General features: G+C 65.5%; 19 protein-coding genes and 1 pseudogene. 7 read left to right on the top strand and 13 right to left on the bottom strand.

The window, feature by feature from the left end:
* Positions 1–241, bottom strand: a pseudogene (locus WKH79_RS12860) (DUF2061 domain-containing protein).
* A 246-nt stretch (positions 242–487) separates the two neighbouring features.
* On the opposite strand from WKH79_RS12860, the gene WKH79_RS12865 reads away from it, so the two are divergent.
* The 4 genes from WKH79_RS12865 to WKH79_RS12880 all read left to right on the top strand — a co-directional run bounded on the left by WKH79_RS12865 (position 488) and on the right by WKH79_RS12880 (position 3138).
* Positions 488–1066, top strand: a complete 579-nt coding sequence (locus tag WKH79_RS12865) for a fasciclin domain-containing protein (RefSeq protein WP_050599611.1) — start codon at positions 488–490, stop codon at positions 1064–1066.
* A 268-nt stretch (positions 1067–1334) separates the two neighbouring features.
* Positions 1335–2252 (top strand): alpha/beta hydrolase, encoded by a 918-nt coding sequence (locus tag WKH79_RS12870; RefSeq protein WP_063506669.1) that lies wholly within the window; start codon positions 1335–1337, stop codon positions 2250–2252.
* Positions 2249–2683, top strand: coding sequence for a hypothetical protein (locus tag WKH79_RS12875; RefSeq protein WP_341859099.1), 435 nt, complete (start codon positions 2249–2251; stop codon positions 2681–2683). Before WKH79_RS12870 ends, WKH79_RS12875 begins: the two co-directional genes overlap by 4 nt.
* 11 nt (positions 2684–2694) lie before the next feature.
* On the top strand, positions 2695–3138 hold the full coding sequence (locus tag WKH79_RS12880; protein ID WP_341859100.1) for a DUF3429 domain-containing protein: 444 nt from the start codon (positions 2695–2697) through the stop codon (positions 3136–3138).
* On the opposite strand, the gene WKH79_RS12885 is transcribed toward WKH79_RS12880, so the two are convergent.
* The gene (locus WKH79_RS12885) at positions 3135–3473 is read right to left on the bottom strand and encodes a DUF962 domain-containing protein (RefSeq protein ID WP_341859101.1); all 339 of its coding nucleotides are present in this window, start codon (positions 3471–3473) and stop codon (positions 3135–3137) included. The two genes, WKH79_RS12880 and WKH79_RS12885, sit on opposite strands and share 4 nt — an antisense overlap.
* Before the next feature lie 331 nt (positions 3474–3804).
* Between WKH79_RS12885 and WKH79_RS12890 the strand changes: the two genes are divergently transcribed.
* Together WKH79_RS12890 and WKH79_RS12895 are read left to right on the top strand one after the other, a co-directional pair.
* Entirely contained in the window at positions 3805–4389 is a 585-nt protein-coding gene (locus WKH79_RS12890) for a YbhB/YbcL family Raf kinase inhibitor-like protein (RefSeq protein ID WP_050599616.1), read from the top strand.
* Positions 4390–4414: 25 nt separating this feature from the next.
* Positions 4415–4666 carry an SWIB/MDM2 domain-containing protein gene (locus WKH79_RS12895; RefSeq protein WP_050599617.1) on the top strand — a complete coding sequence of 84 codons (252 nt, stop codon included), beginning with the start codon at positions 4415–4417 and terminating at the stop codon, positions 4664–4666.
* A 4-nt stretch (positions 4667–4670) separates the two neighbouring features.
* Here WKH79_RS12895 and WKH79_RS12900 read toward each other — a convergent pair whose 3' ends face one another.
* A complete protein-coding gene (locus WKH79_RS12900; protein WP_341859102.1) occupies positions 4671–5069 on the bottom strand; it encodes a DoxX family protein in 399 nt (132 codons plus the stop codon).
* Between the two features lie 152 nt (positions 5070–5221).
* Here WKH79_RS12900 and WKH79_RS12905 point away from each other — a divergent pair, with 152 nt between their 5' ends.
* On the top strand, positions 5222–6496 hold the full coding sequence (locus WKH79_RS12905) for a dipeptidase (protein WP_341859103.1): 1275 nt from the start codon (positions 5222–5224) through the stop codon (positions 6494–6496).
* Positions 6497–6509: 13 nt separating this feature from the next.
* On the opposite strand, the gene WKH79_RS12910 is transcribed toward WKH79_RS12905, so the two are convergent.
* The 10 genes from WKH79_RS12910 to WKH79_RS12955 all read right to left on the bottom strand — a co-directional run bounded on the left by WKH79_RS12910 (position 6510) and on the right by WKH79_RS12955 (position 14567).
* Positions 6510–6953 carry a DUF1810 family protein gene (locus WKH79_RS12910; RefSeq protein ID WP_341859104.1) on the bottom strand — a complete coding sequence of 148 codons (444 nt, stop codon included), beginning with the start codon at positions 6951–6953 and terminating at the stop codon, positions 6510–6512.
* Positions 6934–7125 carry a DUF3008 family protein gene (locus WKH79_RS12915; protein WP_050599621.1) on the bottom strand — a complete coding sequence of 64 codons (192 nt, stop codon included), beginning with the start codon at positions 7123–7125 and terminating at the stop codon, positions 6934–6936. The genes WKH79_RS12910 and WKH79_RS12915 overlap by 20 nt, the downstream gene beginning before the upstream one ends.
* The gene (locus WKH79_RS12920) at positions 7125–7352 is read right to left on the bottom strand and encodes a DUF2945 domain-containing protein (protein ID WP_050599622.1); all 228 of its coding nucleotides are present in this window, start codon (positions 7350–7352) and stop codon (positions 7125–7127) included. The genes WKH79_RS12915 and WKH79_RS12920 overlap by 1 nt, the downstream gene beginning before the upstream one ends.
* Positions 7353–7374: 22 nt before the next feature.
* Complete coding sequence (locus tag WKH79_RS12925) at positions 7375–7686, bottom strand: hypothetical protein (protein ID WP_341859105.1); 312 nt, start codon at positions 7684–7686, stop codon at positions 7375–7377.
* Between the two features lie 82 nt (positions 7687–7768).
* A complete protein-coding gene (gene dapD / locus WKH79_RS12930; protein ID WP_341859106.1) occupies positions 7769–8593 on the bottom strand; it encodes a 2,3,4,5-tetrahydropyridine-2,6-dicarboxylate N-succinyltransferase in 825 nt (274 codons plus the stop codon).
* 49 nt (positions 8594–8642) lie between these two features.
* Positions 8643–9722 (bottom strand): phosphotransferase family protein, encoded by a 1080-nt coding sequence (locus WKH79_RS12935; RefSeq protein ID WP_063506661.1) that lies wholly within the window; start codon positions 9720–9722, stop codon positions 8643–8645.
* Entirely contained in the window at positions 9722–10807 is a 1086-nt protein-coding gene (locus tag WKH79_RS12940; protein WP_050599626.1) for a Zn-dependent alcohol dehydrogenase, read from the bottom strand. The genes WKH79_RS12935 and WKH79_RS12940 overlap by 1 nt, the downstream gene beginning before the upstream one ends.
* Positions 10807–12141, bottom strand: coding sequence for an acyl-CoA dehydrogenase family protein (locus WKH79_RS12945; RefSeq protein ID WP_050599627.1), 1335 nt, complete (start codon positions 12139–12141; stop codon positions 10807–10809). The genes WKH79_RS12940 and WKH79_RS12945 overlap by 1 nt, the downstream gene beginning before the upstream one ends.
* A gap of 84 nt (positions 12142–12225) precedes the next feature.
* Positions 12226–13707 (bottom strand): MFS transporter, encoded by a 1482-nt coding sequence (locus WKH79_RS12950; RefSeq protein ID WP_341859107.1) that lies wholly within the window; start codon positions 13705–13707, stop codon positions 12226–12228.
* Positions 13707–14567, bottom strand: coding sequence for an SDR family oxidoreductase (locus tag WKH79_RS12955; RefSeq protein ID WP_341859108.1), 861 nt, complete (start codon positions 14565–14567; stop codon positions 13707–13709). The genes WKH79_RS12950 and WKH79_RS12955 overlap by 1 nt, the downstream gene beginning before the upstream one ends.
* Positions 14568–14704 lie beyond the last annotated feature (137 nt).

A 14704-nucleotide genomic window follows, 5' to 3' on the forward strand; every position in this document is an offset into this window, starting at 1 on the left:
TCAGCCGGGGAGCGAGCGTTCCTCGGTGCCGTGACGGTGCACCAGCACGTCGAGCAGCGCGGGGCGATCGCGGCTTTCCCACGCGCGTTCGTGGAAGAAGAACACCCGCGTTCACCAGCGGCTCGACCAGCGCGATCCCGCCTGCGATCATCCACGAGCCGGTGAACAGATAGGCGACCGTGAACCCCACGATCAGATGGAGCGCAAGGAAGCTGAAGGTCTTGGAGAGATCGCGTTTCATGCACTCACTGATACGCCTGGCCGGTGATCGAGTGAAGCGATGAAAAGCGGATAGTGTGATCGGTTTATAAGCGCATCGAAACGGGTCGCCATCCGGAACCGTTCGGTTCGTCGCACCGCAGCGTCGCCCTGCCATGTTTTGGCCCGATTTCGAAACATCCGGTCGGGCGCGGCGTTCGTATCTTGAAGCAGCAGTCGGAACCGCCGGCTGCCCAAGGCTTACGACTACCGACAAGGAACTGATCCTATGAACAAGCTCACCATCGCGCTCGCCTCCGCCGCATCGCTGGCCATCGTCGCCTGCGCCGAAGAGCCGGCCGAAAACGTCGCTTATGAAGACGCCGCCACTGCCGACCAGATGGCCAATGCCGAAGCCGAAACGGGCACGGTGGTCGAAGTCGCCCAGGGCGACGAAACCTTCTCGACGCTGGTCAGCGCCGTGACCGCAGCCGATCTGGGCGCCACGCTGTCGGGCGACGGTCCGTTCACCGTCTTCGCGCCAACCAACGATGCCTTCGCCAAGATCCCCGAAGCCACGCTGACCGAGCTGACGACCAACGACACCGAAACGCTGGGCAACATCCTCACCTACCACGTGGTTGCCGGCAATGTTGATGCCGCCACGCTGCTGCAGGCGATCGAAGGCGCCGGCGCGGACGGCTACAGCATCGAAACCGTCAATGGCGGCACGCTCACCGCGACCGTCGTCGACGGCAATGTCGTCCTGACCGACGCAGCGGGCGGCACCGCCACCGTGACCGCGACCGACGTCGCCGCGTCGAACGGTGTGATCCACGTCATCGATACCGTGCTGATGCCGCAGTAAGCGCATCCGCCCGACACGTGCGAAAGGCGGTCCCTCACGGGACCGCCTTTTTCGTTTCACTTTCCTACATTCCCTTGCCGGGCCATGACTGCCAGATCGCTCCCGCCCCGATCGGTTTCTTGCCGCAAACATCTCGGCGCTTGTATCCATCGCCTGCCGCGCTAGCGTCTCCGCGGGGGTCGCCGGTGCGGCAGCTGCGCATGAACGCACATTGCGGCGGACCTCGGGCCTGCACGCGGTCGCGGCCCGGGATTGAGGGGAAAATACTATGACCAGCATTCGCGCGCGTCTCGTCAATCTGGCCTTGCCGCTGCTCGGCGTAAAACGCTTCTTCGCGCAGCGCGAGAAGCTGCCCGAACGGATCGCCAAGCTGCGGCAGGCCAAGCCGGTCCGGCCGCGCGCAAAATGGCACAAGCGCTTTGCCATCAGCGAATTCGCCACCCGCGGATATCCGGTGGTCACGATCACGCCCATCGGCGGCGCGCAGCCCGGCGCGCCGCACCTGCTCTACCTGCATGGCGGGGGTTATGTGATGGATATCGCCGCGGTGCACTGGGATGCGGTGATGGACCTGTGCGAGCGGCTGGGAGCATCGGCGACAGTGCCGATCTATCCGCTCGCTCCCGAACACACCGCCACCGAAGTGCTGGACAAGATGGAGGCACTGTACCGCGATCTGGCGGAGCAATACGGCGCCGCGAACATCACGGTCATGGGCGACAGCGCGGGCGGCGGCATGGCGCTCGCGCTCGCGCAATTGCTCAAGGCGGCGGGCGAGCCCCTGCCCGGCAGCCTGGTGCTCTATTCGCCATGGCTCGACGCGAGTGCGACCGCCGAGGGGCAGCGCGCGATCGAAGAGCGCGACCGGATGCTGGCGGTTGCCGGGCTCGAGGCCTGCGGCGACATGTACCGCGGCGAACTGGCAATCGACGATCCCCGGGTCAGCCCGCTGTTCGGCGAATTCGAGGGGTTGCCGCCAATGGCGATCTTCTCGGGCACTTCGGACATCCTGCTGGTCGACGGCAGGCGCCTCGCGCAGAAGCTGGAACAACCGGGGATGCCCGACCATATCTATCGCGAATACGAAGACATGTTCCACGTGTGGATGCTGCTGCCGATCCCCGAAGCCCGCCGCGCGCGGGACGAAACGGTGGCTTTCATCCAGGCCCATAGGACAATTGCATGACGCTCCGCCCCTGCCTCGCCGGTCTTGCCTTCCTCCTGCTGCCCGCCTGCGGCGGCGCCGACAACGGTGCGCCGGGCGCGCTTGCAACCGGCGTCTTCGACGGCATTGCCGAAGGAGAGACGGTGCATTTCACCGGGACCGAGCCCTTTTGGGGCGGCATGGCCGGCGGCGGCATCGCGAGCTATGCCACGCCGGAAGAGCCTGATGGACGCGAATTTCCCGTGACCCGCTTTGCCGGGAATAACGGGCTGGCGATCAGTGGTGACCTCGGCACCGCGACGTTCGATCTCACGGTCACGCCAGGCGCGTGTTCGGACGGGATGAGCGACCGCACCTATCCCTTCACTGCCACACTGCTGATCGGAAACGAACAGCGCCAGGGCTGCGTCTGGACCGACAGCCAGCCGTTCACCGGTCCCGAGAGGCCGTAGGGATGGGCATCGTGCCTTCGCTGCCGCGCTGGCTGGGCCTTGCCGGACTGCTGCCGCAATTCGCCTGCGTCGGTGTGCTCTATGCCGGGCCGGCGGACTGGCGCTCACCGGCGCTGGCGATCGCCTTCGCCTATGCCGCGCTGATCCTCTCGTTTCTGGGCGGCATGTGGTGGGGGATTGCCGCCGCGGCGCCCGCGGCGCAGCGCCGCCGAACGCTTGGCTGGTTGTGGATTGCGGCGGTCACGCCCAGCCTGGTGGCGCTTGCGGCATTCCTGCCATGGGCGCTGGGCTGGCGCTGGCCGGAGCCGTCGCTGGTGATGCTTGGCGCAGCGCTACTCGCCAGTCTCGGTGTCGACATCCGGCTCGGTGCGCTGGCCCCGCGCTGGTGGATGCGATTGCGCGCCCCGCTTTCGCTGGGGCTAGGACTGGCGACGCTGGCTGCCGCCTTTGCCTAGCGCGGCGCGACGCCCGCAGCTTCGAGTTCGGGCCGCAGCCGGCGGGTCAGCCACAGCCACCACATGCGAAAGTCCGCGCGCAGGCTCCACAGCGGATAGGCGAAGGTGGCCGGGCGGTTCTTCTCGTGCCCGAAATGCGCGATCCAGGCGAAGAAATAGCCCGGCAGCGGGAGGGCAAGCAGGAGCAGCAGCTCGCGCGTGGCCAGCGCGGTGACGCCCAGCAGCACGACCAGCGTGGTTCCGATGTAATGCAGCAGACGGGTCCCGCGGCGCGAATGCTCACGCAGGTAGAACGGCCAGAATTCGGCGAAAGTGGCATAGCGGCGTTCGGTCATGGCCGCGCCGCTCCGCGGTTCTCGACGTGGCGGTGGCACCTCGGCGCACTGGCCATGCCATCCGGCGTGAGGGGGTGGATAGGCGCAGCGATTGGGTGAGTGCAGGCCATGCGCGGCGCTCCGTCGAGAAATCCGGGCCCGCCCCGGGACCGGAAGCGTATCAATGGCGCGCATTCCGCAGCGGGGCAAGGGCCGGCAGCGCCCGTGTTCCGCGCCCGGCTATCCAGGCGAAAACGGTGCAAACTTCGGCGACCGGGATGGTGCAGCGCCCGCAGCTATGCCTTAAAGACAGGCCGAATACGCCCCACGGGCGCAAATCAGAGGAGTTTTCATGGCTAGCGGCGCTGCGCCCTGGGTTCAAAATGCGGTCGGCGGGTCACCCGTCGGGCAGACGCTCACGCTGGAGAAGGTCGCCGACGAGCGCGTGCTCGGGCGCGGCGGCTTCGCGCTGACCAGTGCGGCCTTCAGGCATGACGGCGAGCTCGACCCTTCGTTCACCGCGGTCGAGGAAGACGCGGTGGCCCCGCCGCTCGAATGGACCGCACCGCCCCCCGGCGCACAGGAACTGGTACTGGTCGTGGAAGATGCCGATCGCGGTCATGTCCACTGGACCGTATGGGGTCTTGCCGCCCAGAAGGGCAAGCTGATGGAAGGCGAGACGCCGCCGCGGACCGGCAAGAACGCCCAGGGCAATTCGGAATGGTTGCTGCCCGATCCGCCGGTCGGCGAGGAGCACCGCTATGTGTTCCAGCTGTTCGCGACCGATCTCCCGCTGACGCTGATGCCGGGAGCGACGCATGACGATCTCGTCCGCAATCTGGACGGACACGTGACCGCCGCCGCGGTCCTCACAGCCCGGTTCGAAGGCCATGTGGTCGAGGAACTGGATGTGGATGACCTCGACGACGTAGAATGAAGCATAGCCAAGGAAAGGAATAGTCATGGCTGGCAAGAACAACGCACTGCAGAAGCCGGTGAACCTGTCGCCGCAACTCGAGAACGTGGTCGGCAAGGGCCCGATGACGCGGGCGCAGGTCACCTCCAAGGTGTGGGATCACATCAAGGCGAACGACCTGCAGGATTCCAAGGATCGCCGCATGATCAACCCCGACGACAAGCTCGGCGCGGTGATCGGCAAGGAACAGATCTCCATGTTCAAGATGACGGGCGCCGTCTCGAAGCACATGAGCTAAGCGGTCACCGGCGGCGCAGCGGCCAGTCCGTTGTGCCGCCGGCCCACAGCGCCAGCCACACCAGCAGCGGCTGCGCGAACATCCTCGGCACGTGATAGCCGAGGCCGAGCCCGCCATCGCCGCGCGCCATATCGAGCGCGAAATGGTGGATATTGGCGGGGAACACGCAGACCGCATAGGCGGCCAGGCCGATCGCCCCCGCACGGCGCAGGCGCGGGCTCGCCCATTGCACCAGCGCCGCTGCCCCCAGCAGTTCGGCCACCCCGGTCCACAGCACCACCGCTTCGGGCGAGGGCACCCAAGACGGCATGATCGACAGGAACGGCTCCGGGCGCACGAGGTGCAGATACCCGGCCGCAGCGTAAAACGCCGCCAGCACCCAGCGCAGCACGCCGCGGATCATGCGCGCACCTCGCGGATTTCCAGAATAGCCGGCCGATCGAACCGCGCCGGCCTGGGCGCGTTGCTGGCGGTCGTCATGGTCGTGAATGGCCCCTTCCCATGGGGCTGCTCTTTGCTAGGACGGGCGGCAATACATCAAGGGGTTTTTCGTTCATGCGCCATTTCCTGCTCGCCGCTGCCGCTGTTGCTCTCGTAACTTCGGGACCTGTCCTCGCGCAGAACGCGGCCGAACGGACCGCTGCTGCCGCACTGGAGGCGGCGCCGGTATGGGACGGCCACAACGACGTGCCGATCCAGCTGCGCTCGCGCTTCGGCAATGTCATCGGGGACTTCGATTTCAGCGACACGCTCGATACGCAGACCAGCGAACGCAGCGCCATGCATTCGGACCTTGCCCGGTTGCGGCAGGGCATGGTGGGCGCGCAGTGGTGGTCGGTCTATGTCAGCCCCAGCCTGCCCGAAGCCGAGGCAGTGCAGGCCACTATCGAACAGATCGACGTCACCAAGCGCCTGATCGCCAGCTATCCCGACGCATTGCAGCTCGCACTTACCGCCGACGATGTCGAACAGGCGATGGGCGCCGGGCGGATCGCCTCGCTCATGGGTATGGAAGGCGGCCATTCGATCGGCTCGAGCCTCGCTGTTCTGCGGCAGATGTACGCCATGGGCGCGCGCTACATGACGTTGACCCATGGCAAGACGCTGAGCTGGGCCGACAGCGCCACCGATGCGCCGCAGCATGGCGGGCTCAACGCCTTCGGCATGGATGTGGTGCGCGAAATGAACCGCATCGGAATGCTGGTCGACCTCAGCCACGTCAGCGAGGAAGCGATGATGGACGCGCTCGATGTCGCGCAGGCGCCGGTCATCTTCAGCCATTCGGGCGCCCGGGCGATCACCGGTCACCTGCGCAATGTGCCCGACAGCGTGCTGGCCCGCCTTCCCGAGAACGGCGGGATCGTGATGGCGGTGGCGCTGCCGTGGTTCATCACCGAGGACCTGCGCCAGCATTCGGCCTCGCGTGCAGCGGAAGAAGCGCGGCTCGAGGCGCTCTATCCCGGACTGCCCGACACGGTCGAGGCGCAGCTGGCGAAATGGGATGCCGAGAACCGCGAGCCGGTGTCGACGATTTCCGATCTGGCCGATCATATCGACCATATTCGCGACGTGGCGGGGATCGACCATATCGGGATCGGCGGCGACTACGACGGCATGCCAACCGGCCCGATCGGGATGGAGGACGTGACCGGCTATCCCGCACTGTTCGCCGAACTGGCGCAGCGCGGCTATTCGCAGGAAGATCTGGAGAAGATCGCTTCGCGTAACATGATGCGCGTCATGCGCGAGGCCGAAGCCTATGCTGCCAGCGTGACGGACATGGCGCCGCTCGAATACCGCGCCGGAGAACCGCGCGACGCGGCCGACTGACAGGCTGGCAAAACTAGAGCCTGGCGAGCGTCAGCTCGTCACGCTTGCCATCGAAGAACCGGTCGAGCGCGGCACCGAAGACGTGCGCGTCCTCGCCCGATACGGCGGCTTCGAACAATGTCATCGAGCTGCGGAATTTGAGCGTATCAACCGGGCCAAGGATCTCCGCGGCGGACATGGCCGCTGCGTGGCCGAGCATGGCCTGGCTTGCCTCCAGCAGCCGGTGGCCGAGCACAGGGTGCGCAAAATAGGCAGCGGCTTCCTTGGCGTCTGCCAGCGCGAAGGCGCGTGCCATCTCGCTCGAGCCGAGACCGGCAATCTGCGGGAAGACGAACCACATCCAGTGACCCGTCTTCGTGCCGCGGCGCAGTTCATCAAGCGCGCGTTCCCATACGCCGCAGCCTTGCGCGTTCAGGAAATGGCCGAACCGGTCACGGTCAATCGTCGTCGTCGACATGCTCGGGCAGGCCGTCGAGATCGGTGGATGCGTAATCCTCGAGCTCGTCTTCGCTCATCGAATCGTACATCTGTTTCGACGCGCCCTGCAGTTCGGACACTTTGGTGTCGCCCCGCTTGGCAGAAAGCGCCGCTCCGGCGGCACGTTGTTGGGCTTTGGATTGTGCAGGCATCAGTCTTGCGCCGACAGTTCGGAACCGCGTTTCAGCACTTCGTCGCCGTCGTCCTGTTTGATGAGATAGGCGGGGTTGTCCTCGTCGCCGTCTTTGGTGACTTCGGTTCCTTGCAGGGTACGGGTGACCTCGCGTTCGAAACGCTCCTTCACCTGACCCTTGCCCTTGCCGTTACCCCAGTTCCATTCGACATACTGGTCGGTCTGGTAGCTGTTCGGATTGCTCATGCGAACTCTCCCTGGCGTGCGATCAATTCTCGACGACTTCGAGCCCGTCTTCGGTGGTGACCTGGTCGCCGGGGGTAGCCACCTGATCGTCGCCAAGATCGGTCACGATGCTGTCGGTGTCGTCGCCTTCACCTTCCATCGACGAGATCTGGCCGCTGACGGTGCCCTCTTCCTCGACATCGCCGGTCGACAGGGCAGGCACGATCCACGTGACCGACAGCAACAGGATTGCCAGCAGCAATCCGCCCGCCAGTACCCAGCGCACCACGCCCTCTTTCGAACCGCCACTTGCTTCGGTGTCGGTGACGTGACCTTCTTCGCCTTGCTTGTGCATCGAGCTTTACTCCCTGAAAAATTACGCGATCCCGCGTGTATCTGGGAGATTTACGCTTTGTCGGGGCGAATGTTCCGGCGGCTCAGTCGCGCAGCAGTTCGTTGATTCCGGTTTTTTCGCGGGTCTGCGCGTCCACCGTCTTGACGATGACGGCGCAGGCGAGGCCGGGGCCGCCGTCCTTGCCGGGCATGGTACCGGGTACGACGACCGAATAGGGCGGGATGTGGCCGCGGATGACCTCTCCGGTGTCGCGGTAGACGATCTTGGTCGACTGGGTGATGAAGACCCCCATCGCCACGACGCTGCCTTCGCCGACGATCACGCCTTCGACGATTTCGCTGCGCGCGCCGATGAAGCAATTGTCGCCGATGATCGTCGGGTTGGCCTGCATCGGTTCGAGCACGCCGCCAATGCCTGCGCCGGCGGAGATATGGCAGTTCTCACCGATCTGCGCGCAGCTGCCGATGCTGGCCCAGGTATCGACCATCGTGCCCTTGCCGACATAGGCGCCGATGTTGACGAAACTCGGCATCAGCACGCAGCCGGGCGCGATATAAGCGCCTTCGCGGGCGACCGCGCCGGGCACCACGCGAAAGCCTGCTGCACGGAAAGCCGCATCGTCCCAGCCGGCAAACTTGCTCGGCACCTTGTCGAACGCCGGATGGCCGGCGCTGCCGCCCTCCATCACGCGGTTGTCATTGAGCCGGAAGCTCAGCAGCACCGCCTTCTTGAGCCACTGGTTGACCGTCCAGCCACCCTTGCCGTCGGGCTCGGCCACGCGGCGCTCACCGCTGTCGAGCATGCCCAGCGCCGCTTCGACCGCCTCGCGCACATCCGCGCTCTGCGGCGTGACATTGGCGCGGTCTTCCCACGCGGCGGTGATGCGGCTTTCGAGGTCGGCGCTCATGCTGGTCTCCGTTTGATATTACGGAGCGCTCGTTAGCAGTCCCGCTGCGCTAGTCCATCCCCGCTTCCTTGGCGAAGTGATAGGCGCGCTCTACCAGCGGGGCGACGCGTTCGGACATCGACTTGGCATGCGCGCTCGAAGCTGTGCCATCGATAACGCGCTTCTTGATGCCCTGCATGATGCCCGCCAGGCGGAAGAGGTTGTAGGCGAAGTACCAGTCCATCGGCGGCACCGGATAGCCGGTACGCGCGACATAGCGTTCGACCGCCTCGTCCTGCGTCGGGATGCCCAGCTCTGCGAGATCGAGGCCGAGCAGGCCCGCGCGGCCATCGTGCGGGTTGTGCCAGTTGAGCATGAGATAGCTGAAGTCGGCGATCGGATCGCCCAGCGTCGACAGCTCCCAGTCGAGCACCGCGATCACGCGGTTCTCGGTCTTGTGGAAGATCATGTTGTCGAGCCGGTAATCGCCATGGACCACGCTGGATTCGTGCTGCGGCGGGATCGTCTGGGGCAGCCATTCGATCAGCCGTTCCATCTGCGGCATGTGCTCGGTCTCGGACAGCTTGTACTGTTTCGACCAGCGGCTGATCTGCCGCGCGCAGTAATCGGTCGGCTTGCCGTAATCGCCCAGTCCGATCGCCTCGGGATCCTTCAGGTGCAGATCGGCAAAGGTGTCGATCATCGCATTGTAGATCGCGCGGCGTTCCTCGGGCGTGTTGTTGGGCAGCGAGCCGTTCCACAAGGACCGCCCGTCGGCGAGACCCATGACGAAGAACTTGCTACCGATGACCCCGGGATCCTCGCACAGGCCATAGGTCTTGGGCACGGGGAAGCCGGTCGGGCCGAGCGCGTGCATCGCCTTGTATTCGCGGTCGACCGCATGTGCGCTGGGCAGCAGCTTGCCGAAAGGCTGGCGGCGCAGCACGTAGCTGCGGTCCGGCGTGTCGATGCGATAGGTCGGGTTCGACTGCCCACCCTTGAACTTGGTGTAGCTGATAGGCCCGGAAAAGCCGTCGACATTGGCTTCGAACCAGGCCGTGAGTGCAGCAAGGTCGAGCTGGTCGGCCTCGGGCACTGCGACCGTGCCGACCATCTCCTTGTCGAAATCGATGGGTTGGTCTTCCGCCATCAGTCGAACACCACCACGCTGCGGGCCGAGGTGCCCTGTTTCATCTTCTCGAAGCCCTCGTTGATTTTTTCCAGCGGGATGCGCTCGGCAATGATCGTGTCGAGATCGAGCAGGCCGCGCATGTAGAAATCGACCAGCCGCGGCAGGTCGACGGGGAAGTGGTTCATCCCCATGATCGCGCCCTGCAGCTTCTTGCCCGACAGCAGATCCATCGCGCCCAGCCCGACCTTGCAGTCGAGCGGCATCATGCCGAGGATCGTCGCGGTGCCGCCGCGGCGCAGCACCTTGACCGCGAGGTCGGCGGATGCCTGACGGCCGACCGCCTCGATCGCGTGATGTACGCCGCCGCCGGTGATCTTCATCACCTGTTCGACCGCATCGTCGGCCATGGCGTCGACCGTATGCGTTGCGCCCAGCACTTCGGCCAGCTGGCGCTTTTCCGCCAGCGGATCGATCGCGATGACCTTGCCCGCACCGGCGATCTTGGCGGCATTGATCGTCGCCAGCCCCACGCCGCCGCAGCCGATGACCGCGACGGTTTCGCCGGGCACGACCGAGCAGGCGTTGAAGATCGCGCCCGCCCCGGTGGTCACCGCGCAGCCGATAATGGCCGCGCGGTCGAGCGGCATGTCCTTGTCGATCGCGACGCAGGCATGTTCGTGGATCAGCATTTGCTCGGCAAACGCCGACAGGTTGAGCATTTGCGCAACGGGCTCGCCGCCATTGCGCGTGATGCGCGGCGCGGCGGTCTGCGCCCGGCGGGTATCGCCGCCGAGGCACAGGGCCATCCGCCCGGTCACGCAGAACTCGCAATGGCCGCAGAAGGCGGACAGGCAGGAGACCACGTGGTCGCCCGGCTTGACCGTTTTCACCTCGCTGCCGACCGCGCGCACCACGCCCGCTGCCTCGTGGCCCGGAATGGCCGGCAGCGGGTGCGGATAGGCGCCGTCGATGAAATGCAGGTCCGAATGACACAGGCCGCAGGCCTTGGTATCGATCAGCACTTCGTGCGGGGCGGGATCGGCCAGCTCGACCTCACCGATGGTGAGGCCGCCGACCTGCTCGAGGATTGCCGCCTTGGCCATCAGCGCGTCGCTCCCATGTCGCCCGAGCTGAGATTGGCATTGCCCGGGCTCGGGGCCTTGCCGTCGCGCAGTGCGTTGGCGCTGGGGCCTTCCTCGGGCAGGTGCTTGGCAAACTCCATCCGCGCAATCGAGCGGGCGTGGACTTCGTCGGGGCCATCGGCCAACCGCAGCGTACGCTGGTGGGCATAGGCATTGGCGAGACCGTAATCGTCGCTCACGCCGCCGCCGCCATGCGCCTGGATCGCATTGTCGATGATGCGCAGCGCCATGTTGGGTGCCTGCACCTTGATCATGGCGATTTCCTGCTTGGCGGCCTTGTTGCCGACCGTATCCATCATGTCCGCGGCCTTGAGGCACAGCAGGCGGGTCATGTCGATATCGATCCGCGCCTGCGCTACGCGCTCTTCCCAGACCGAGTGCTTGTAGATCGGCTTGCCGAAGGCTTCGCGTTCCTGCAGCCGCTTGCACATCTTGTGCAGCGCTTCCTCGGCCACGCCGATAGTGCGCATGCAGTGGTGGATACGGCCCGGCCCGAGGCGGCCCTGCGCGATCTCGAAGCCGCGACCTTCGCCCAGCAGCATGTTGTCGACGGGGACGCGCACGTCCTTGAGTTCGACTTCCATGTGGCCGTGCGGCGCATCGTCATAGCCGAACACGGGCAGGTGGCGCAGGATGTTCACGCCCGGCGCGTCCATCGGCATCAGGATCATCGACTGCGCGGCATGGCGACCAGCCGAGAAATCGGTCTTGCCCATGACGATCGCGACCTTGCAACGCGGATCGCCGACGCCCGACGACCACCACTTGCGGCCGTTGATGACGTATTCGTCGCCGTCGCGTTCGATCCGGCATTCGATATTCGTGGCGTCCGAACTGGCGGTATAGGGTTCGGTCATCAGGAAGGCCGAACGGATCTCGCCGTTCATCAGCGGGGTCAGCCACTTGTCCTTCTGCGCGCGCGTCCCGTAGCGATGAAACACTTCCATATTGCCGGTGTCGGGCGCGGAGCAGTTGAACACCTCCGAGGCGAAGCCGATGCGGCCCATTTCCTCGGCGCACAGAGCGTATTCGAGATTGGTCAGGCCGGGGCCTTCGAATTCGAAGCTTTCCTCGACATGGTGATGGCCGTCATTGCGCGGCGGCATGAAGAGGTTCCAGATCCCTTCCTTCTTGGCTTTCGCCTTGAGTTCCTCGACCACGGGAATGACCTTCCAGCGTTCGCCTTCGGCGTCCTGCTGCTTGTAGGTCGGCACGGCGGGACGGATATGATCGTCGATGAAATTCTTCACCCGGTCGCGCCAGTATGCTTGCCGTTCTGTCGGTTGGAAATCCATCGTGTGTGTCCTCTTCTCTCTCAATTCGGTTGCGCCGTGAAACTGGCATAAGGATCGCTCCAAGCCAAGTCCCCCGCCGCAGCTCTAGGGTGTTATCGTATGGGCATCGGGGTCTGCGCGGACTGCCTGGTCGAGCGGGTCCGGGGTGGCGGGGGCGGGCGGGGCCGGGCGGCCGCGCCGGGCGGCGACGCGCGCCTCGTGCTGCTCGCGCGAGATCGGGAAGCGGGCCAGCCAGAAGGCAGCGATAGAGGCGAGCACCGTAGCCGCCAGCATGAACAGCCACACGAGCTGGCGAACCGTTTCGGGCGCAACCTCGGCCTGCGGCGTGCCGGGCGCGAGATCGATCGATTGCACGATCAGGCTGGTGAGCAGGATGCCGCCGCCGGTGGCGCATTTCTGCACCAGCCAGTTGCCCGCGTAGAACGTACCTTCGGCGCGCTGCCCGGTGCGCTCCTCGAAGGCCTCGACGATTTCGGCAACCATCGACGTGGCCGAAATGATCGCCACCACGCTGGCGGTGTTGGCGCAGACGAGAAAGCCATAGAGCAGCGCGGTCGAGGCGGTGGTGCCCACGGTGGGCCAGGCCCCCGCGAGATAGAACACATAGGGGCTGCAATAGAACGCCAGTCCGACCAATGCGCCCAGCGCTGCCGATTTGGGCTTGCCCCACCGGCGGTGGAGCGGCCCGACAATCACGAACATCAGCACGACCGACAGGAACAGCACCGCGGGATAGAGCTGGAAGGCGAGTTCGGAGAACTGCCAGACGTAGAGATTCACATATTGCGTGATCGAGAACGTCATGCCCTGCAGCACATAGGCCGCCAGCCCGCCCAGCGCGAAAATGACGAAGGCCTTCTCGCGGAAGGCATCGAAGATTTCCGCAAAAGCGCCGGTGATCGAAAAAGGCGGGGGCCGCCGTTCGGGCAGCTGCGCGACGATGCGGTGCTGCGCCGCGGCCGAACCGATAACCGACAGCGCGATCAGCGCCGCGCCGAACAGGCCGTAGCTGGCATAGCCTTCGGGCTGCAGCTGCGATTGCGGGGTGGGCAGGAACACGGTGAAGGTCAGCACCATCATCAGCAATCCGCCGAGCCAGCCCGACAGGAAGCGGTAGCGGAACAGCGTGGTGCGATCGTCGTAATCGTCGGTGATCTCGGGCACGAGGCTGACCGAGGGGACTTCGCAGGCCGACAGCAGCAGCCGCACGCCCACCGCCAGCGCGACGATATCCCAGAAACCGGGGGTGCCCGTGAAGGGCGGGGACCACAGCATGGTCCACACCAGTGCCAGCGGCCACGGTGCCAGATACAGCCACGGCAGCCGCCGGCCCCATTTCGTATAGGTGCGGTCGGACAGATGCCCGATCAGCGGATCGACGAGTGCGTCGATCACCAGCGCGGCGGCCAGCGCCGCGCCCACGGTGCTGGCATCGACCCCCAGCACCAGATTGTAGAACGGCAGCAGGAAGAAGCTGAAACCGCTATCCTTGACCCCGAAGGCGACGGCACCGAAGCCGTGGACCAGCTTGAGGCGCTGCGGAAGGGGGCCGGTGACGAAAGGCATCAGGCGTTTTGCTGTGCCGCCTTGACCTGTTCTTCGAGCGCCATCAGCGCTTCAAATGCACCGGCTTCCTCCGGATCCCAGCTATGCCGCGGCCCCAGCGTGATACCGCCATCGACCACCATCGAGGCGCCGGTCATGAAACCGGCCTGCTCGCTGGCAAGGAACGCGACCGCCTGGGCGATATCGTCGGACTGGCCGCCGCGCGCCACCGGCTGCGCGTTCGACGACATCTGCGCGATCATCGCCTTGGCCTGTTCCTTCGCGGCATCGGGAATGTCCATCGTCGCAGTGAAGATGTTGGTGTTGATGAAGCCCGGCTGCACCGCATTCACGCGGATGCCGAATTGCGCCAGGTCGGTCGCCGCGCATTTGGTGAGGTGCAGCACGCCGGCCTTGGCGACGGCATAGGTGGTCGGGGAATAGCCCGGACCGACTGCCGCGACGCTGGAGACGTTGACGATGCTGGCTCCCTTGCGCCCCTTCATATGCGGGACGGCGTAGCGGATCCCCATCGCGACCGACCGCAGCAGCAGGTCCATCGTCCGGTCCCAGGCTTCGGGTTCGATCTCGGCGATGCTCTCGCGGGCGCCGCCCGCCCCGGCGTTGTTGAACAGCGTATCGATGCCGCCGGTTTCTTGCGCCGCATGGTCCATCAGCGCCTTGATCGCCGCGGGATCGCAGACGTCGCACTCGACGAAACGGACGTCGCCCGGCGTTTCGCGGGCCAGTTTCTCGCCGCCCGCAACATCGATGTCGCTGGCGAAGACGGTCGCCCCCTCGCCGGCGAACAGGGCGGTGGCAGCGGCGCCAATGCCCGATGCGGCACCGGTGACGATGACCGTCTTGTCCAAGAATCGCATCCCTACTCTCTCCCCGAATTTCTTGCCTGCCAGCTTAGGGCAGCATGGCAAGGCGTCAACGAATTCCGGCTGACGTTACGGCAATAGGGCAGGTTTCGACTGCCCTTGCGCAGTCGGGCCGAATCACCCTAACGTAA

The organism is Qipengyuania sp. GPGPB31, assembly GCF_038396345.1.
GTDB lineage: Bacteria > Pseudomonadota > Alphaproteobacteria > Sphingomonadales > Sphingomonadaceae > Qipengyuania > Qipengyuania citrea.